Consider the following 20,840-nt stretch of genomic DNA (forward strand, 5'->3'; position numbering starts at 1 on the left):
CAGCACATAAGCTGGAGTTCACTTATGTTGGTCGTGACCTGCCAACGTAGTCATTTAAGACTTAATCTGCAACCTTTGAGAGACAATTCCTAAAAATGTCTAGGATTGGCTAGGTTTTTCAAAGGTGTTCACATTCCCACTGACGACCCTTGGCACGACAGTTATAACCGATGACAAATTTAGCAAATGAATATAAGTTTGGTTGTCTTCCCGAATTTCGAGTTCTGGGAGGAAACCTTTGACACTCCACGGACTAAAGTCGCGTGGATTCTTCAGAGGAGCTTTCTATCGGGTTAAAACCACGATTTCCAAATTGCTCGTTTACGAAGTATGCCGCTAGGCAAAACAACCACATTGCCAGTACCGTACCGTAGTACGTATACAGCAGTAGGGGCGATTCGCGAATCGCCCCTACTAGGCGGTGCCAATTGCCACTACTCTCTCCGGCCAAAAGACCATTGAGGCTACTTTTTAAGTTATTAGTTAATAATAACACATTTTTTTGACTACGCTTTATTGCCCGTCGAGTCGTTTCCATCCACCGCTTAAAAGACGGTGGTTTCTCACTTACCGAATTTTTATGATGAATAAAAGCATTTTCACGATGATTCTTGTAAACAAAATCAACTCCACCTCAAATCACCCAATCTGCCTGGTTTTGCCGACTTAGATTTAAACAAGCAACAGCTAAACGATAAAACGTAATATGCATATTCGAGCCAGTAATAAGAAATTCTACTCCTTTACCATTGCAGTCAAGGGCCTTCCCGCTTTCCCATTCAATCCTGGTGATTTCTCGTTTTTGCCATCCAGTGCCTGCTAATGCTATTTCGCTAGTTGTGGTTAAGTTAAGAGTTAACCCAGCAATTAAGGTTAAAGAAAAACTCAATTTTCCAACGATAATTGCAGGAGCGATAGTGATTAAAGTACCCAACTTAGCTATTTTCATTTCTTACTCCATTTTTACTGATACTTATTCCTCAAAAATACTAGAGAATTTGTTGCTTTGGTTGCTTATTATAGAGTAATTTTTTGATTTGACAATACCAATAATATTTGACTATTAAATGGGAATAATTGTTGTTATAATAGATAATTAACGATAATTAACGAATATCTTGATAGAAACGTTTAAGAAAAGTTGGCGAGACACCAAAACCCCACAAAAAACCAATAAATAAATAGATCAAATTTGCTTTGAAAATTCCCCACTTAGCGACACGGCGATCGCTAGTATATACAAAGCGATTTACTAAAGAAATTCGCCCATGTTTAACTAACTTGAGACATAAGTCAGCATCTTCCATTATTGGTTGATTAATATCAAAACCATCAACTTTCCAGAAATCTGTGCGACGACAGAAAATTACTTGGTCTCCAAACAAAATCCGTAAACCTTTAAAAAATAGATGGGGGCGAAAAATTAGGGGAGCATAAAAAGTTTTGAGATAGTTATGTAAGGCAATACTCCAGCGAGTTGTTTTGGAATTACACATAATAGAAATAAATCCACCACAAACAATATTTTGATTTGCCAAAGTTTTGGAAATTATAGAAATTAAGTCATCTGGTACTATAGTATCGGCGTGAAGAAAACAAAGAATTTCTCCTGTTGCTTTTTGGGCACCTAAATTCATTTGAATAGAACGTCCACGTTGGGGAGAATAAATAACAGAAACTCCAAAGGAGAGAGCAATAGAAACTGTTTCATCTTCGCTGTAACTATCTACTACTAATATTTCTTTTGCTGGAGGGGTAAGTACAGAAAGATTATTTAGAGTATGAGATAAATAAGCTGCTTCATTGAGGGTAGGAATAATGATAGAAATATTGAGCATAAATTAAGGAAGAAGGAAGAAGGAAGAAGGAAAAAGGCGTTTAATTGTCTAGGATAAAACAAGTAGTAAGTATTTAGCGGTTATCTATTAGGTAAGCATTTCCTGCGGAATGCTGCGCAAACAGCCGTCAGCATTTCCGTACCGGAATGCTCCGCAAACAGCTATCAGCTATTACTTTTAGTTTTTAGATAAAAGCTTTACTAATTGAAGCAGAATTAAATCTTACTACTAAAATCGGCTTTAAAGTCAAATAATAAGCTGAAATTACTGTAGAATAGAAGTCTTAAGTATTTAAATTGTAACTTTTGACTTCTGATTTTTGACTTTTGACTTTAGTAAAACGGTACTAATAATTCCAGATACGAGTTCTACATTCATAGCTATTCCATCAAGGAATTAAACTGTTTGACCGCTGTACCAATTACTAATTACTGATTAGCAATTATTAAAAATATTAAGATTATGGATAAATCATCAATTATAGAATTACTAGAAGACTTGAAAAATTATGATGAATTAATTAGAAATAAAGCTACGGGTGAATTATGGCGGATTTGGTTTGAGCAAAAAGGTGTTGCTGGTTTAGAAGCAATTAAAAGTTCAGAAAATTGGCTGCAAGTTGGAGAAGTTGATAAGGCAGAAGCGGTTTTGAATAAATTAGTTGAAGATTTACCTGATTTTGCAGAAGCTTGGAATCGAAGAGCGGTTCTTTATTACACTTTAGGAGAGTATGGAAAGGCTATAAAAGATTGTGAGATGGTGGTGAAAATTATTCCTTTTCATTTTGGTGCTTTGCATGGTTTAGGATTATGTTATGCTGCATTGGGAAAATATAGAGAAGCTATTTTAGCTTTTAAAAAGGCTTTAGAGGTGCAGCCTTATGCTATTGAAAATCAAAGGTTAATTTTGGAATGTACGGCGAGATTAAGTTAGATATATTTTCAAGAATTTATAATTTATAATTTAGAATTTATAATTACCGAATAATTAATAATTAATAATTAAATAATTCTGGTTTAAAGCATCCCCTTTTAAGGGGAAAAAAGCGGTTGAGGGATGGCTAGGTCTCGTCGCTGGCCGACCATCGACCAAGAGAAGAAATAATATTTCCTGATATTCAATTCCGTAACGGTTAAAACCCGAGGTAATTATCAATTATTCATTATCAATTAATGAACTATTCTTATAAATAAGAGGATTAGTTAAAAGGATTTTTTTCTTTTTTATCCATGAATGGAGAGGCTTTATACCTGAATTTTTCGGTAAGCATTTCCTAGGTCATGCTGCGCAAACAGCCGTCAGTTATCAGGACTTCCCTGCGGGATGGGCTCGGATTCAGCTATTACTTTTAGTTTTAGATAAAAGCTTTACTAATTGAGTTATAATTTATACTTAATAGAAATCTCCAGAAAATAAACTTGCCATTTATTTGCTATAAACTAGAGTGTAATAACTCAAAAAATCATTTTTCGTGTTTTTTTCCTAAAAATATCTTCCCTGTTTCCTATTCCCTCCATACCTACTTTTACAAAAAGTCTATATCTTTTTTACCGAATAATTAATAATTAAATAATTAAATAATTAAACAATTCGAGTTAAAAGCCTACCCTTTCAAGGGGAAAAAAATAAATTTTTTCCTTATTTGTCAATCCTATCCCTTTTAGGGAGAGGTAATTATCAATTATCCATTAATGAAGCCTATGTCTATTGATATGAAGAGGTGTGGCGATCGCTTTCCTAGGGGATGGGGTGGGTTCATCTAAATTTAATGTTGAGCAATTAATTTAACGTGGAACCTGCCCCTACTATTGGGCGTGTTACGCTACTATATAATTTAATATTTATTTGACAAACACTCTCTAATAGACATTTTTGATAATAAAAAATCAAATCTATTATCCCACTATATAAATCAAAATTTTCCCCCTACTTCCTACTCCCTACTCCCTACTTCCTAGTATATCTAATAACAATGAAAAAAAATGACCTAGAGTTTTATGACTTAAGTGCTAATCAATGGTGGGATAAAAATGCCAAAATTTATGCTCTTTATTATCTCAATCAACCAAGGTTTGAATTTTTCGATAGATTTGTTCCTCATTGGCAAGGATTAAAAATTTTGGATGTGGGTTGTGGGGGTGGTTTTTCTTGTGAATTCATGGCAAAAAGAGGCGCAATAACTTATGGTATTGACTCTTCGGCAAAATGTATAGAAACTGCTCAAAAACATAGCGGTGAAAATAGTCTGGATATTAACTATAAAGTTGGGGTTGCTGAAAGTTTGCCTTATGAAAATAATACTTTTGATGTTGTGATTTGTGTGGATGTTTTGGAACACGTTTCTGATTATCGTCAAGTTGTCTCAGAAATATATAGAGTGTTGAAACCTGGTGGTATTTTTTTCTATGACACGATAAATCGTAATTTTCAATCTCGATTTATGATGATTTGGTTGATGGAAAATTTGTTACGATTAATTCCTTCGGGGGTTCATGATTGGGAGAAATTTATTTTGCCAGAAGAGTTGAAAGAGTTGATGTTATCTTTGGGTTTTGTTGAAGTTGAGATGAAAGGTTTTGATTTGTTTGGAGAAATAGGTTTTGTCTTGGGAGAGTTGAATACTTCCAGAAAAAATCTTAAGTTTGATAAGTCGTTACAAGTATTTATTCGGAAGTTAATTCAAGTCTGTAAAGCAAATTTTATTAACTATCAGCTATATCGAAAAACTGGCTCTTTTCAAATTAGTATTAATGATGATATGTCAATTATGTATATTGGTAAGGCTTTGAAAAAGAAGGAAACTCTATAGATAAGGAGTGGGGGAGTAGCTCACACGGATTATGGCGCGGATACACGGATACGGAAGGGAGTAGGGGAGAAATTAAAAAATATATATCTTCACCATTACTATGCAGGACTACCAGTTAACGCGCGTCAGAAGTCAGAAGTCAGATAGGGGAGCCGTCGGATTGGCGACGTACAGAAGTTAACCCACCCCTACCCTAGCCCCTCCCCCGACCGTGGAGGGGAAGTAGGGGATTTGAGCAACTCTCCAAAAATATTTCGCTTTAAAAGGCGGGGTGGCGTGACCCAATTGTTTTGATAGATTAGTAAAGTCTGAGTTGGGACATCTATAATACTTTTCTGGCAAATTAAATTTTTTTAGGAAAGGAGTTGATTTTTTAGTCTATCTAGATTATGATTTATCTTAAGTAGTACAGCAAAAGTAAATAACTATAAAAATTTAGGGGCAAGTTTAGCTAAAAATTCTTTATCTATAAAGATTACATTGAACTAAAAGCCCGTAATGCTTATAATGCTTACTTTTTTAATGATACTTATGTGCTTTGTTGAGAGCGATCGCTCCGAATCCACAATCAAATAGAAAACTATGGGACTACCAAAACTTTTAAATTCCTGCCACTTAGAGCCTTTTTTGGCCAATCCGGCTCTACCGGATAAGCTGCGCAAACAGGCAGAGGACTGATAACTGATAACTGATAACTGATAACTGAAATGGCACTACCAAAACTTTTAAATTCCCAGGACTTAGAGCCTTTTTTGGCCAATCCGGACCGACTAACTGAGCAAACTAGAGAGCTACAGTTGGCGATCGCTAATTATCCAGATACACCAACTAATCTGTTGGAAATCTTGGTCAATAGTTCTGACCCCTTAGTGGCAGAAGCAGCAAGTCATCATGTTAATTGGGCTGGAGAAATAACGGAAAATTGGCAACAAATAGTAGATACAACTTTACAAACAAAAGAATTAGGACAAAATGACCGCCTGGCGGTGGAACTGCTGAAAATGGCTCCAGTGCCAGATTATTTTTTCAGCGAGTGGGTACCATCAAGTTATCTTACTTTAGCTTTGAAAAATCCTCATCTACCTTTACGATATCGACTGAAATATTTGGAGAGACTGGCACGGGAATCTAATATTCAGTCGCGCTTTGAAGTGGCAGAATTTCGAGAAACTCCACCGGAAGTATTGGAAATATTGGCAGGAGATGTAGAATTGTCGATTCGGATGGTGGCACAATCTAACCCCAGTTGTCCTCAGAAGTTAATAAAGTTAATGGAGGGGCAATTAGTGGTAGCTCAGGATTGGAATACTGATGCGGAACAGTTAGCAACTTTAGGAGAAAGTCGGTGGGATTTAATTCGGTTGGCAGTGGCTCAAAATCCGGCAACGAGTGTAGAAACTCTAATGCAGTTGGCGGGAGATGGGGTATTTAAGATTCAGTTGGCGGTTGCTAAAAATCCTGAGACTCCGGCGAATATTTTGGCTGTTTTGATGGAAAATTCACACACACAAATAAAGTCAGCTGTGGCAAACCATCCTAATGTAACGGAGGAAATTTTGCATAAGTTGTTTCCCATTCACAAGAGTGTTTTAAGAGAAACGGATAATTTACCTGCTAGTATTTTAGAGCTGTTTTTTGGGGAATTTGCCACAGACGATTCGATTTGGAAACAACGTGAATTGCGAAATTTACTATTGAAGCAGCCAAATACTCCTACTTGGATTTTGGCTGAGTTGGCAAATGTCGATACTGAAGCGGCTATATATAAAATTCGTTTTTTAGTTGATGTTGCTAAACACCCACAGGTTTCGGTGGAAATTTTAGAGCAATTGAGCGATTGTCCTCATCCTGAAATTCTGAGAGCTATTGGCCAGAATCCTCGATCGCCGGAATCGCTACGAAATAAAATTGCTAAATGTCTTAGGGTTGATGTGGGAGTATTGCGATCAATAGCTAACGAACCTCCAGAAACTAAGAATGCTATTTCTCCAGCTAAAAATAAAACACTAGATAGCTCTAGTTTACCTCCACTGGAACACTATCGGTTATTACTGGAAGAAGAGCAACAGGAGGAAACGGCGAGAGCAGATAAATTTATCTTAACCATAACCCGCGAGCGTACCCCATTGACAGAAGTAATGAAAAGTAACGATAGCCAAATTTTATGCGGTGCTGCTGGAAGTTCTCAAACTCCTATTCATATTTTAGAGCAACTTGTCCAACATCCTGATGCAACTGTTCGTAGCGCATTGCTAGACAACAAAGCTTTGCCGAGCAATATTATGCTAAAGCTTGTCTGTGACTCTAGCGTTTCAGTACGGAGCAAGTTAGCAACGAAGGATAGATACCGACAAGCTCCTAAAACTCCTGTGGAATTTCTGGTAATGCTAGCAGATGATGAGTCAGAAAAAGTCAGGGAATTAGTGGCAGAAAATCCTGATACTCCTGTTGAGACGTTGGTAAAATTGGGAAATGATTCTAGCGAGAATGTCAAGAATAAATTAGTAAGTAATCCCAATACTCCTGTGGAAATACTAGAACGTTTGGGTTTAGAAGAGGGAATTTTTGATGTTCGCAATGCGAATACTCCTGGTAATGTACTTGAAAAAGCAGTCATAAAACTTTGGGAATCTAAAGATTCAAAAAGTCAGGATAAGCTGGCAAAATTACTCCAATATCCAGTTGAAGGCTCCCAAATTCCTGCCAGTATTCTTGATGAGTTGTCACATGATAGCTATTCTGTAATTCGCTCCAGAGTAGCAGATCATCGCAATACTTCTAGTAAAACTTTAGAAAGATTGTATAAAGATGACAGGTTTCCCGTGCGTATCGGAGTTGCCCAACATCCAAACACCCCTCCCCACGTTTTGGAAAAAATGGCAAGACGTGAAGATCCAAAAGATCGTAATTCTGATGGCATCACCAGTCGCATCGCTCAACGTCACGATACACCAGCGGCTGCATTAGAATTTCTGGCAAACAGTCCTAAATTCAATTATCGACTCAATATTCACGAAATCGTCGCTAAAAATCCCAACACACCATCAACAGTTTTGGAAAGTCTAGCTAAAACAGAATCAGATATAAGGACTTTAAAAGCGCTGACCCAGAACCCCAACTTAACAGCACGGACGTTGCAACAACTGGCTAATAATTCTAATGATGTTATTCGCATTGCTCTGATTGAGCGTCCGGAGTTACCTTCCGAACTTTGGCAAAAACTGGCAGCAGATGAAAATGCAACGGTGCGAGAGGCGATCGCTTCTTCCTCTAAAACACCTATTAATATTCTTGAAGCTCTAGCTTTAGATACAGATACAGAGGTGCGCCGAAAAGTAGCAGCTAATCCTAATACTCCCACAACTTCCCTAGATATTCTTTCTCAAGACTCTATAGCTGAAGTTCGTATTGCTGTTGCTGCTAACCAAAACTCCAACGTTATAGTTTTGCAACAGTTAGCGGAGGATAAAAAAGTGGAAGTGCGTCGAGCTGTTGCTCAAAACCCTAACACTCCTGCACCTCTCCAGGAATCCCTGGAAGATTCGTTAGGCTTACCTTATGTCCGTTTACCTAGCACTACATTATCAGGACTGAGCCGTATTTACAACCCAGATACGGATGATTTAGCAATATTATTATCAGAATATGCTCAATCTGACAATGCTTTCGTCCGTTTTGTAACTTTGATGCACCCGTTAACTCCGGTTGATAGTATTATGGAAGGTTATCAGTCTCTATTTTGGCAAGAACGTTATGCAGTTGCTGAGAACCCTTCTACTCTGAGAGAGATACGAGAGCAACTAGCAAATGATGGCAACCGTATTGTGCGAGCGACTGCCAAAGCAAACTTGTAGGTTGGGTTGATGAAAGAAACCCAACAAAATCATTGAAAATGATAGTAACCGTATTGTACGAGCGGCTGCCAAAGCAAACTTGTAGGTTGGGTTGATGAAAGAAACCCAACAAAATCATTGAAAATGTTGGGTCGAGCATTATCTTTATCCTTACCTGCTGTTTATCCCAACCTACTTGCTTGCTTATAAAAAAGTTATTGTTGGGTTGCGAGATACGCTTAACCTAACCTACTAAACTACTACACTTAAAAATTATGCAACCTGAAATTGAAAAAATTCTCGGCACTTTAGAGCTTCTGACTCAACCAGACTTACATTTTGATTTATAGCGCTGTGCGCAGGCAATAGGCAACAGGCAATAGGCCATAGGGGGAATCAATTGTAGACAATATAAGACTTTTAGCTATTTGGCCACTCCTGTAATTTGTAAATATAACAGCGCTCATTGCTATACCCGATGACCAAAATGGAGAATTTGTAGGTTGGGTTGATGAAAGAAACCCAACATTTTCTAGAGTTTTTTTGAGCTATTGTTGGGTTGCGAGATACGCTTAACCCAACCTACTGTTTATCCAAACTAAAACTCTAGTTACTTCTGAATTCTAACTTCTGACTTCCGTGTTGGGTTGCGAGATACGCTTAACCCAACCTACTGTTTATCTCAATAAAATATCATGCAACCTGAAATTGAAAAAATTCTCGGCACTTTAGAGCTTCTGACTCAACCAGACTTATATTTTGAGTTACCCTATCACGACGATGGAGGAAATTTTGTTCCTTTTACCTGGGATGTCTCCAAATGGGGAAATTTTAATATCCGCAATCTTTGTCTTAGCAATGGTTGGCTACAAATTACAGATGCAGATGCTACGGTAAAGCAATGGCAAAATCTGGAATATCTCAGATCTTTTCGCTATTTTGATGTCAGTGATGTCAGTTTAGAGCAGCAAAATATCTGGAGAAATAAAATCGAAAATTTGTTTCAACTACTGCAAAATAATTTGACAAAATTAGAGTCTTTTTTCTTAGCTTCTCAATTAAAGTCTTATTGCTGGCATTTAAAATTAAATGATGATACTTCATATTATCGGACTATAGATTTACCAGGCATAATAATTGGCGAAACAAAAAATGGGGATTGGATAGGTGTCTCTCACACTTTTTATAAGCTAATTGAAATTCCTCCAGAAATGATTTATCGTTCTGAGGAAATTGAAACTGAATCTGATATTTTGCTAGAGGAAAATACCCTAGATTTAATAGCAAAATTTCAGGCAGTCACTTCGGATTTAGACACAATTCATTTAGATGGAGATTTTGGTGATGCTTATCCTTGGAATACTTATGACCATAAATTTGTTTTTACTGCTGCCAAAACTAAAGAATTAGTATTTGAAAAAATTCTACAGGCTACCAAATGTCTTGAAATTAATCAGTTTTATAGTCTTTACCCAAACATGACTTATCTAGAAGAGGACTACTATAGCTGTTATGGATTAGACAAGAATGAAATTTCAAGTGAATTTGAAGATTTGTCTGAAAAATACAACATAATAAATCGCTTATTTCAGCAGAGTTTTGACCAAACATTGATTTATAGATTTAGTTTTTGGATGCAAGAATATATCTATGTACTTGGTCAAACTCAGGGAAAAAATTTGGTTGGTCTTTATTTAGAAAGCGAGTTGACTTACAACCTTTAAAGATTAAAATATTGGGAATTAAAAGAAACTTGTTTAAAGGTTTCAAAGGAGAAAAATTGAATTTTTAGGGCAAAATGCCGTTAGTCTCTACTAAAATTTCATGTTAATAAATATCACCTAATACCTAAATTAGGTATGAAACATGAAATCAAAAAATTACACTGTGTCAATTTTTCATAAAATTGATATAGCAATTCCCAAGAAGAGTGAGTGACAACATTCGTTGATTTTAGGCAACAGGCAACAGGGAATAGAAGACAAATAAAGAAGCTTTACCTCATTAGACTGAGAAACGCTATAAATATCGAACAATAGCAATCTCATTTCAATTGCGGGTAAAAATATCTTTGAACTTAGGGAATAGAGGTAAAAGTTTCAGAGTTTTGATATCTCCTGAGATTTTTTACCGAAATATTGTGGTTTAAAGCCTCCCCTTTTAAAGGGATAATAAATAAAAATTTTCATAATTAGTCAATCCTCTTCTTTTCAAGGAGAGGTAATTCTAAATTCTTCATTCTTCATTCTTCATTCTTGAAATATAATTTAGCATTGCTATAGATTAAAATCTTATTTTAATATTTATTTATAAAATAACAAATATTAAATAAATATTAAAATTTTAAATAAATATGAGATAAGTTTTACAAAAGTTTAAATAAGCTTAAATTAATATAAAAGAAGAATGTGCTACGCTAATAAACCAATAGTATTACAATCAAATTAATTGATTATGATCGTTCAGAAGTTTATAGAAAAAACCGCAATTGAGTAAGTTAGTGTCAATTGCAAAACAGGGGGGTTAAAATTTCAATTAATTTATCAAAAACTGGCCAAATCAATCAAAGAATTCTCATAGAAATATATGCCCTTAAGCCAGACTACCACAATGTTTCTGAAATCACCGAAAAAGTGGGTCTGAAGCCTCGCTCTTCTAGGGCGACTTTTCATAGATGAAGAAAGTAATAAATATGCTATCATATTATTAGTTTATATAAGAATTATGAAAGCTAGATTTAAGTATCGTATCTATCCAACAGGCCAACAAAAATACCGATTAGCAAAGCTATTTGGTTGTGTCCGTGTTGTTTGGAATGATAGTCTAACTTGCTGCCAAGAAAAGTACAAATTAGGAGAAAAGAAACCTACTAATTCTGAACTGCAAAAGCTTTTTATTACTCAAGCTAAAAAGACTGAATACAGAGAATGGTTATCAGAAGTTTCAGTTGTACCATTGCAGCAATCTTTAAATGATTTACATCAGGCTTATCAAAACTTTTTTAAATCAACTAAAGGTCAGAGAAAAGGTAAACAAATTCAACCTCCTAAATTCAAAAGCAGGAAGTCCAAACAATCTGCTAGGTTTACTTTGAGAGGATTTAAAGTATACCAAAATAAAGTTTATTTAGCCAAGATTGGGAAGTTAAAAATAGTTTGGTCTAGAGAGTTGCCTGGTCAACCTTCTTCAGTAACTATTATCAAGGACTCAGCTCATAGATATTTCTTAAGTTTTGTAGTAGAAATAAATCCAGAAACTTTACCTCAAACTGATAATTCAGTAGGTATAGATTTAGGCATTTCTACCTTTGCTACATTTAGCAATGGTATGAAGGTTGATGCTCCTAAACCATTGAAAAAACGTATTCAGAAGTATCGAAAGTTAAGTAAGTCATTATCTAAGAAAACTCAAGGGTCTAAAAGGTATGAAACAGCAAGGCTAAAGGTAGCTAAATTTAATGCCAAACTGAAAGATACAAGAATTGATTTTCTGCATAAATTATCTACTGAAATTATTAGCGAAAACCAAGTAATAGTTTTAGAAGATTTGAACGTTTCTGGTATGGTTAAAAACCGTAAATTATCCAGAGCAATATCAGATTTAGGTTGGAGACAATTTAGGACACTTTTAGAAGGAAAATCGGAAAAATACGGTCGTGATTTCAGAGTAATTAGTCGTTGGGAACCAACATCTCAAGTATGTTCATGCTGTGGGTTTAAAGGTGGAAAATTAGACCTTCAGGTGCGAGAGTGGGAATGTTTCAACTGTGGTGCAAAACACGACCGTGATGAAAATGCAGCAATAAACATATTAGTCGCGGGCGGGCAGTCCGAGACATTAAACGGACGCGGAGGCAAGTGTAAGACTAGCGCATCTGTTAGCAACAGCCAATGAAACGTCAACCCGCCGAGGAGCTTCGGCTCGGTAGGAATCCCCGTGCCTTTAGGCCGGGGAGGATGTCAATATTCCCCTATATCAAAGTGAGCAGTCATATACCTCTACGAGCTATTCTAATAGTACCATTTGTGGTTCAGATTTTTGGGGCTGTAGGTTTGACAGGATGGCTATCTCTACGCAATGGCCAGGAAGCTGTTAATGAAGTAACAACTCAATTAAGAAATGAAGTTAGTACTCGTATTCAAGAAAGATTAAAAGATTATTTAGAGGCACCCAAGGTTATTGCTCAAATTAATTGGGATGCTATTAATTTAGGTCATTTGAATCTTCAGGATACGGCTAGTTTAACCCAGCAATTTTGGCGACAAAGATTTTTGTTTGATTCAGTTAATATTTCTGCTATTTATTTTGGTAGTGCCCAAGGAGAATTTATTGGTTTAGGATTTCAAAATAATAATCAATGGCAAATTGGTAGAGCAGGTAAATCTACAAAAGGTAAATTTCATAGCCTTGCTATTGATAACGAAGGAAAGCCTACAGAATTATTAGAAATTGGCAAAGATTATGACCCCAGAATTAGACCTTGGTATAAAAATGCAGTAGAGGCAAAAAAACCAACCTGGAGTGATATTTATCCTGACTTTAAAGAGCTAAGATTGAAAGTAACTTTGGTTCAACCTGTTTATCAAGATAATAATGAATTAATAGGAGTAGTTGGAGTTGATTTTGTTCTTTCTCACATTAGAGAATTTCTTCAAAGTTTGAAAATAGGTAAATCAGGAGAAACTTTCATCATCGAACGTACCGGATTTTTAGTGGCTTCTTCTACTTCTCAAAAACCATTTAGCTTGAAAGATGAAGAAGTCACAAGAATTAAAGCTGAAAATGTTAATAATTCCCTAATTAGTATCACAGCAAATTATTTAATAAAATATTTTGGTGACTTTAGTAAAATCAAGCAATCTCAACAATTAGAATTTCTACTCAATAGCAAGCGACAATTTTTACAAGTTGTACCTTTTTCTGATGGTGAAAATTTAGACTGGCTAATTGTAGTTGTGGTTCCAGAAGAAGATTTTATGGAGAAAATTAATGTCAACACTCGTACCACAATTAGACTGTGTTTAATAGCTTTATTCGTAGCAACAGCAATAGGAGTTTTAACCTCTCGTTGGATTAGTTATCCTGTCAAGCGTTTAAGTGCTGCTAGTAGAGAAATTGCTAGTGGAAAATTCGACCAAATAGTTGAAATAAAAGCTGTAAATGAACTAGAAATATTAGCAGAATCTTTTAATTTGATGGCAAAACAATTACAACAATCATTTGCTAATTTAGAAAAAACAAATGCTGAATTAGAGCAACGAGTGGAAGAAAGAACAGCAGCATTGCGTCAGTCAGAAGAAAAATTTGCTTTAGCTTTTCAGGCAAGTCCAGATGTAATTACTATTAGTAAAATTGCAGATAGTAGGATAATTGAAGTTAATGATAGTTTTCTGGAAATCACAGGTTATAGTCGCCTAGAAGTGATTGGTAAAACAGGAACAGAATTAAATTTATGGGTAAATCTTGAAGAACGAAGTAATATTTATAAAATATTGGAAGCTCAGGGGAGAATTCATCATCAAGAAATTCAGTTGAGACTAAAGTCAGGACAAATTAGAATTGGTTTATTATCAGGAGAAGTTATTTTTCTTGATGGGCAACTTTGTTTACTTTCAATAGTTAATGATATTACAGAACGCAAGGAAGCAGCAGAAGCATTACAAAAAGCTGAAGCAAAATATCGTAGTATATTTGAAAATTCAATTGAGGGTATTTTTCAAACTACACCCGATGGTTTTTTCTTAAGTGCTAATCCTGCTTTGGCAAAAATGTATGGTTACTCTGATTGTTCAGAATTAATTGCTAGTATTAGGAATATTGCACAACAGCTATATGTTAATCCTAATCGTCGGCAAGAATTTATTGATGCTATTAATAAATATGAGGAAGTATCAAATTTTGAATCAGAGATTTATCGTTATGATGGTAGCATCATTTGGATGTCTGAAAAATCTCGTGCTGTACGGGATAGTAATGGAAAAATTCTTTACTATGAAGGTACTGTAGAAGATATTACGCTTCGCAAACAAGCAGAAGCAGCATTACGCGCAGAACAAGAAAAGTCTGAGCGTCTACTAATGAATATTTTACCTGAACCTATTGCATTTAGATTAAAACAGGATACCAGTGCCATAGCTGATTATTTTGAAAAAGCTACAATTTTATTTTCTGATATAGTTGGCTTTACTCCTATTGCTGCTAGGGTTTCTCCAATAGAATTAGTTAACCTGCTCAATCAAATTTTTTCTAAATTTGACTATCTAGCTGAATTATATGGTTTAGAAAAAATTAAGACTATTGGCGATGCTTATATGGTAGCAGGTGGGTTGCCAGTACCTCAAGAAAATCATGCAGAAGCGATCGCTAATATGGCATTAGATATGCAGCAAGAAGTTGATAAGTTTCAAACAGATATGGGTGATAAATTTCAAATTAGAATTGGTATTAATACTGGACCAGTAGTGGCAGGTGTAATTGGTACAAAGAAATTTATTTATGATTTGTGGGGAGATGCTGTGAATGTAGCTTCGAGAATGGAGTCTTCTGGAAAAGCTGGAAAAATTCAAGTTACAGCTACTACTTATGAACTATTAAAAGATAAATATATTTTTCACGAAAGAGGTTTAACTTCAGTTAAAGGTAGAGGTAAAATGGTCACTTATTGGTTATTAGGGAAAAAGTAATTTTGAAGAAGGAGTCAGGAGTCAGGAGTCAGGAGTCAGAATTAAAAAGTTAAAAGTCAAAAGTTAGAACTTAAAATTCAAAATTTATAAGTCAAAAGTTATAAGTCAAAAGTCAAAAGTTAGAACTTAAAATTCAAAATTTATAAGTCAGAATAAATGGCTTAAACACCAGTTTTTAGTGAGAGCTGAAATTTTTGGGATAATAGAATTTATTTTTCAATAGATGATTATAGATAGAAATTACAGCAGATTCCACTAAGCGTGAGGTACACCAGTACCAAATCTGCTGTATATAGCAGTCGATGCAAAGGACGCTTCAACAATTAATAATTAATTATTAATTATTACCTCTCCTTGAAAAGAAGAGAATTGACTCAAAGGAATTTTTTTTATTGTTTCTCCTTTAAAGGAGAGGCTTTAAACCTTAATTATTTAGTAAATATCAACAATTTAAAACTCAGAAAAAACTAGATTTTTCCTACCTTCTTTCTTCTTCCTTCCTTCCCTCTTCCTTCTTCTCAACAGTTTAAAACTCAGAAAAAACCAGATTTTTCCTACCTTCTTTCTTCTTCCCTCTTTCTTCCCTTCTGACTCCTGACTCCTGACTCCTGACTCCTTCTTAAAAATTACTTTAAATTTGATAAATAAGTAGCCTTAGCGATCGCTACTAATTTCATTCCTGGAGGATAACAACCTTCTGCTTTAATACGCTTAATTTCTGCCTCTGAAATATTCAATTTTAAGTATCTATTGATTGCTCGGACAATATCACCCCGGTCTATAATACCTGCAACTGCTCCAGCAGGAGAAAGAACAGTTATATGTTTTTGCTGATGAAATTCCATACAGTTAATAACCTCCACTAAACTAGCTCTCTCCGAAACAGTAACTATCTGATTTAGCGGACATATAATCATCCTTAAAGTTTGAGTATCCCAATAACTCCGTTCAATAAAATTAATAGCATCAGAAGAAACTAAACCAAGATAACGACCCTTACTAGCAGCAAAATAAATAGAAAACTTAGAACTTTTCAAAAAATATTTATCTGAGAATTGACTCAAAGTCAAATTTGCATCTACCACACGAAAATCTCGTGTCATTGCTTCTACAGATTTAATTTTAATTAACGCTTCTTCTAAATCAATTATCCGCCGATAAAATTTAGCATTACGCAGAGCAAACCAACCAATTAAAGCCAGCAAAAAACCACCATAACTCTGAGTTACTAAAACCAAAATCAACCCCAAAATAATCCCTAACCATCCTAAACCTTGACCACTTTTAGTCGCCCATCTTACCCCAACAAAACGACTACCAGTTATTTTCCAAATAGCAGCTTTTAATACTTGCCCGCCATCTAAAGGTAAACCAGGCATCAGATTAAAAATAGCTAAAACTAAATTAATTTCTGCTACCCGATTTATTAGTTCACCAACCAAGCTTGATGTGGAAAAAAAAAGGCTAGTTAAACCCAATAAAAAAAACAAAACTAAACTCACTAAAGGTCCAGCGATCGCCACTTGAAAAGCTTCTCCAGGAGTTCGATAGTCTCGGTCTATTCCAGCAATTCCACCAAACAAAAATAACCTGATAGAATTAACTTTAATACCTTGAGAAATAGCAACTAAACTATGAGCTAATTCATGTAATAATACAGAACAAAACATTAGTACAGCAATTACTAATCCAGCTCCAAAAGCTAAAAACAATCCCCACTCTTGATAGTCTTGCCTATTAATATATGTTATCCACAGTAAAATGACGAACCATGAAGAATCCAAAAATAAGGGGATACCAAATAAATTGCCAATTCGCAAATCTGCCTGCATGAAGTTTTATTTAATTTTTTATTCAAACTTTGACTTGTTCTACTCTATATAATTTATCTTTTTATTTTTGGGTTTAACTCCCTGCTGTCTACATGGTATTTACAATTGCTAATTGCTTGAAGTTATCAGACACGAAGCGGCAGGTCGTTGACTATCCCCATCCACTTTTTCGATCTTTCAGTCCTTCTTTCTTCTTCCCTCTTGCTTCTTCCCTCTTGCTTCTTCCTTCTTCCCTCTTCCTTCTTCCTTTTTTTATTATAAAATCAAAAATGGGGGTATCTCTTCTGTGCGAAAAGAATACCCCCTATACTTTTGACTTTTCCCTGCTCTAAAGAGACACGGATTGTGACATACTCCCACACGCTCGCTGGCGCTATAGTGTGTGCTTCTCGTTTCGCAGCCCCGGTATTCCGTTGGGCAAGCGCGTGCTTTAAGGACGGAATACCCTACCGCCCTATTTTTTATATTTATCGCTGCATTTAAGTCACGGTCTATGACAATACCGCAGTGCGGGCAAGAATGAGGATGAACACAGACCTCACCATCTAATTCTATCACTTCGGTGGCTCAATAAATCCCGCACCCTCGTTTTCATCCCCTACCTAAAGGCGAGGAGCTTTCAACCTTCTTGTGTGTAACTCAAATCAGGTTATCTCTATAGCATACCAGCACTACCAAGTCCTAAAATTATTCCTGCTCCCAAAATATGACCAAAGCTAGTAGTAGCTAACAATTCTGGTATGCCAAACCCAGTAAAGATGGCTGGTAATGATACTGGTAAATCTGGCCCTTGTCCACGATTGTTCTTGGAAATAGCATAGTAACCAATTACAATTGCCACTAGGTTGCAAGTTATCATTACAATTGCTACTTTTGGAGACCACTGTGCAGAAAGGGATTGAGATTGTGCTGCTAGAATTAAACGAGAGTAAATCAAGTTTTTATCTCCTTAAATTACAAAAATTTGGCTATTTGGCTTAAATGTTTGATTGAATCAATTTATGTTTTGCAAATTATCAAGAAGTTTTAGTAAGAAGCTATCATTTGTTTTAATAATTAACAATAACCTTAAGTTTTTATACAAATATGTACAATTAAACTCTTAGTAGGTATAATTAATGCGCGTTAAAATTTGTGGGATTACAAAATTAGAGCAAGGACAAGCGATCGCTCAAATGGGAGCAACAGCTTTAGGATTTATCTGTGTTCCAACATCGCCTCGGTATATTACTCCAGAAAAAATCAGAAATATCGTTGTTCAACTACCAAACAATATTGATAAAATCGGAGTATTTGTTAATCCAGAAATTGATTTTTTATCGGAAATAATTATTCAGACCCAATTGACTGGCATACAACTACATGGAGATGAATCTCCAGAATTTTGTCATCAGCTACGTCAATCAATACCAGATAATATAGAAATAATTAAAGCATTTAGAATCAAATCTCTTCAAGATTTAACAAGAGTAAATAGTTACGAGAATTATGTCGATACTTTACTCCTAGATGCTTATCATCCAGATAAATTAGGAGGCACTGGTCAAACCTTAGATTGGAAAATTCTTAAAGATTTTCACCCTACTTTTCCTTGGTTTTTAGCAGGTGGTTTAACACCAGAAAATGTAACAGTACCAATTCAAAAATTCATCATTGAATCTAGCCATAAATTCTGTGGTATAGACTTATCTAGTGGAGTAGAAATAGCGCCTGGGGATAAAGATTTAGTTAAAGTCAAGAAATTATTTGATAGTTTGGCGAAGTTTAGGATTAAAGTGTAGAAAAAATATCAATTATTATTAGGAAAGGTAGAAGGTAGAAGGTAGAAGGGAGTAATGGAAAATTTTTCTTGTTTCTCCTTTAAAGCAGAGGCTTTAAACCTTAATTAGGGCTTGCTGATTAAATCTAAAAGTATTTGCAGATAAAGGCTTTAGCCTTTTTGGGGCCTTTAAAAAGTGCGCCTGTTTCAGTCTAAAACCCTCAAAAAGTTAGTATTTTAGGCGCATAGCTGGGCAGAAAAATCATTCTGACAATTCTTACTTCTACCTGCTCTAAGTACCTATCTATCCTGTCTCCTGTCTCCTGTCTGCTAACCTCACCAATAAGACTTTTTCAACAAATCCTAATTATTCGGTAAATGCTTCTATGAACCTATCCCACTAATAATATTTTTGCTAAAAACCCTAAATATTTTGAGAGTTAAAAACCAAAAATCAAGTTTTTTAAACATATTTAACCTAAATAACACCGGAGCATGAAAGCCATCGTCTTTTAAGCGATGGATAGAAAAGCGAGGAGTCGGATTTTAATCCGATGTATTTTATTTGACCGAAAAGCCACGTTGAAGGCCGCCGTGTTTGAACTGAGGGGATGAAAACAAGGTAGTCGTTTGGACTAGACAACTAAAGTTTTCCTCTGTTACTATGATTGACAATAAGTTTTCAGTCCCCCCGTTTCCAATGTACTCTTGTCAGCAAGTTTTAGTAAATAAAAATTCTGAATTAATTGCTATATTAACATTCTTATGTGAACAGTCTCACAAGCTCACTAACATGGGAATATATTATGCCAGGCAACTATATTTTAAGTCTGAAAAAGGCATTGGCAAGTATGACTTAGAAAAGGTATACAAAAAGAACAATCACTATAAAGTTCTACATCTCTCTTGCAGCACAACAAATATTGAGAACTGTAGCTGAATCATTTCGTTCTTATTATGGTCTTATTATTGCCTATAGTTCAGGAAAAATATCAGACAGACCAAGGATTCCTAACTACAGAAAAAAAGGGGGAATGGCTACAGTTAGTTATCCTGCTCAAGCATTAAAACTTAAAGGTAATCAAATTAGAGTTCCACGCTTGTAATACTTGTAAGCGCTGGTTTGGAGTAGATAGCTTTTTAATTCCAATGCCTAATAATCTAGCATTTTCTACTCTCAAAGAACTGAGAATATTACCGAGAAACAGATGTTTTTATTGGGAGTTTGTTTATGAAAAAGAAATAGTAGTTAAACCTCAATTAAATCAAGACAATGTATTAGGGATTGATCATGGTTTAAATAATTGGTTGACCTGTGTGTCTAATGTTGGTACTAGCTTGATAGTAGATGGTAAACATCTCAAATCAATGAATCGTTGGTACAACAAACAGATATCAACTATCAAAGAAAATAAACCGACTGGATTTTGGTCAAATAAGCTAGCTGCCATTACAGAAAAACGTAACCGCCAAATACGTGACAGTATAAATAAAGCAGCTAGAATCGTAATTAATCATTGCGCACAAAAATTCTATTGGTACAATTGTATTTGGTTGGAATAAAGGTCAGAAAAATCAAATAGATAATGGTCATAAAAAGAATTCAGAATTTGTACCAATTCCTACAGCTAGACTCAAAGAAAGAATAGCTCAGTTGTGCGATGAATATGGAATAATATTTATAGAAACCGAAGAAAGTTATACTTGTAGGGGCGAATGGCATTCGCCCCTTCATTTTTAGATGGTGACGATCTGCCTATTTATGGTGAGAAACCCAATGATTGGAAACCGTCACCGAAAAGAATAAAGCGATGCAGCGCCGCCAAAGGGGGTTTCCCCCATGAGCGACTGCATCAAGACAGCGTGGTTTGTATAAAACTGGTAATAATTGTTTCGTGAATGCAGATTGTAATGGCGCTGCAAATATCATCACAAAAGTAAGCAGAAAGCTAAGTTTAAACTTAAGCCAACTGTGTAGGGGCACTTTGACTTGCCCCCAGAGAGTGTATCTTTGGTCAGCTAAGAAGAAACGGAGCAACACGGATTTATCCTTTTGCGTAGTATCTGCTTAGAATCCCCGTGACTT

15 protein-coding genes are annotated in these 20,840 nt (G+C 35.5%); 10 read left to right on the forward strand and 5 right to left on the reverse strand.

The features are described from left to right. Nucleotides 1-634: 634 nt before the first annotated feature. Nucleotides 635-949 carry a hypothetical protein gene (locus tag F6K23_RS35620; protein ID WP_293165233.1) on the reverse strand — a complete coding sequence of 105 codons (315 nt, stop codon included), beginning with the start codon at nt 947-949 and terminating at the stop codon, nt 635-637. Nucleotides 950-1,106: 157 nt separating this feature from the next. Next, entirely contained in the window at nt 1,107-1,838 is a 732-nt protein-coding gene (locus F6K23_RS35625; RefSeq protein WP_293165235.1) for a TIGR04283 family arsenosugar biosynthesis glycosyltransferase, read from the reverse strand. A gap of 462 nt (nt 1,839-2,300) precedes the next feature. On the opposite strand from F6K23_RS35625, the gene F6K23_RS35630 reads away from it, so the two are divergent. The 6 genes from F6K23_RS35630 to F6K23_RS35655 all read left to right on the forward strand — a co-directional run bounded on the left by F6K23_RS35630 (nt 2,301) and on the right by F6K23_RS35655 (nt 15,163). Continuing rightward, nucleotides 2,301-2,771 (forward strand): tetratricopeptide repeat protein, encoded by a 471-nt coding sequence (locus F6K23_RS35630; protein WP_293165237.1) that lies wholly within the window; start codon nt 2,301-2,303, stop codon nt 2,769-2,771. Between the two features lie 1,039 nt (nt 2,772-3,810). Beyond that, on the forward strand, nt 3,811-4,647 hold the full coding sequence (gene ubiG / locus F6K23_RS35635; RefSeq protein ID WP_293165239.1) for a bifunctional 2-polyprenyl-6-hydroxyphenol methylase/3-demethylubiquinol 3-O-methyltransferase UbiG: 837 nt from the start codon (nt 3,811-3,813) through the stop codon (nt 4,645-4,647). 707 nt (nt 4,648-5,354) lie between these two features. Then, complete coding sequence (locus tag F6K23_RS35640) at nt 5,355-8,501, forward strand: hypothetical protein (protein ID WP_293165241.1); 3,147 nt, start codon at nt 5,355-5,357, stop codon at nt 8,499-8,501. Nucleotides 8,502-9,175: 674 nt separating this feature from the next. Then, a complete protein-coding gene (locus tag F6K23_RS35645) occupies nt 9,176-10,204 on the forward strand; it encodes a nuclease A inhibitor family protein (RefSeq protein ID WP_293165243.1) in 1,029 nt (342 codons plus the stop codon). Nucleotides 10,205-11,204: 1,000 nt separating this feature from the next. Further along, nucleotides 11,205-12,374: an RNA-guided endonuclease TnpB family protein gene (locus tag F6K23_RS35650; RefSeq protein WP_293165245.1), complete on the forward strand. Its 1,170-nt coding sequence runs from the start codon at nt 11,205-11,207 to the stop codon at nt 12,372-12,374. Between the two features lie 158 nt (nt 12,375-12,532). Beyond that, entirely contained in the window at nt 12,533-15,163 is a 2,631-nt protein-coding gene (locus F6K23_RS35655) for an adenylate/guanylate cyclase domain-containing protein (protein WP_293165247.1), read from the forward strand. Between the two features lie 626 nt (nt 15,164-15,789). Here F6K23_RS35655 and F6K23_RS35660 read toward each other — a convergent pair. The 3 genes from F6K23_RS35660 to psaK form a co-directional block, all read right to left on the reverse strand. Continuing rightward, nucleotides 15,790-16,995, reverse strand: coding sequence for a site-2 protease family protein (locus tag F6K23_RS35660; RefSeq protein WP_293165249.1), 1,206 nt, complete (start codon nt 16,993-16,995; stop codon nt 15,790-15,792). 255 nt (nt 16,996-17,250) lie between these two features. Beyond that, on the reverse strand, nt 17,251-17,553 hold the full coding sequence (locus F6K23_RS42470) for a zinc ribbon domain-containing protein (protein WP_367267918.1): 303 nt from the start codon (nt 17,551-17,553) through the stop codon (nt 17,251-17,253). Between the two features lie 97 nt (nt 17,554-17,650). Further along, entirely contained in the window at nt 17,651-17,932 is a 282-nt protein-coding gene (psaK, locus tag F6K23_RS35665; RefSeq protein WP_293165251.1) for a photosystem I reaction center subunit PsaK, read from the reverse strand. 181 nt (nt 17,933-18,113) lie between these two features. On the opposite strand from psaK, the gene F6K23_RS35670 reads away from it, so the two are divergent. From F6K23_RS35670 to F6K23_RS35685, 4 genes are all read left to right on the forward strand, one after another. Continuing rightward, a complete protein-coding gene (locus F6K23_RS35670; RefSeq protein ID WP_293165253.1) occupies nt 18,114-18,776 on the forward strand; it encodes a phosphoribosylanthranilate isomerase in 663 nt (220 codons plus the stop codon). Between the two features lie 901 nt (nt 18,777-19,677). Next, nucleotides 19,678-19,860 (forward strand): hypothetical protein, encoded by a 183-nt coding sequence (locus tag F6K23_RS35675; RefSeq protein ID WP_293165254.1) that lies wholly within the window; start codon nt 19,678-19,680, stop codon nt 19,858-19,860. 43 nt (nt 19,861-19,903) lie between these two features. Then, a complete protein-coding gene (locus tag F6K23_RS35680) occupies nt 19,904-20,317 on the forward strand; it encodes a transposase (protein WP_293165255.1) in 414 nt (137 codons plus the stop codon). Between the two features lie 153 nt (nt 20,318-20,470). Then, nucleotides 20,471-20,653 (forward strand): hypothetical protein, encoded by a 183-nt coding sequence (locus F6K23_RS35685; protein ID WP_293165257.1) that lies wholly within the window; start codon nt 20,471-20,473, stop codon nt 20,651-20,653. The last annotated feature ends 187 nt before the right edge of the window (nt 20,654-20,840 follow it).

It is taken from the genome of Okeania sp. SIO2C9 (assembly GCF_010672455.1).
Lineage (GTDB): Bacteria > Cyanobacteriota > Cyanobacteriia > Cyanobacteriales > Microcoleaceae > Okeania.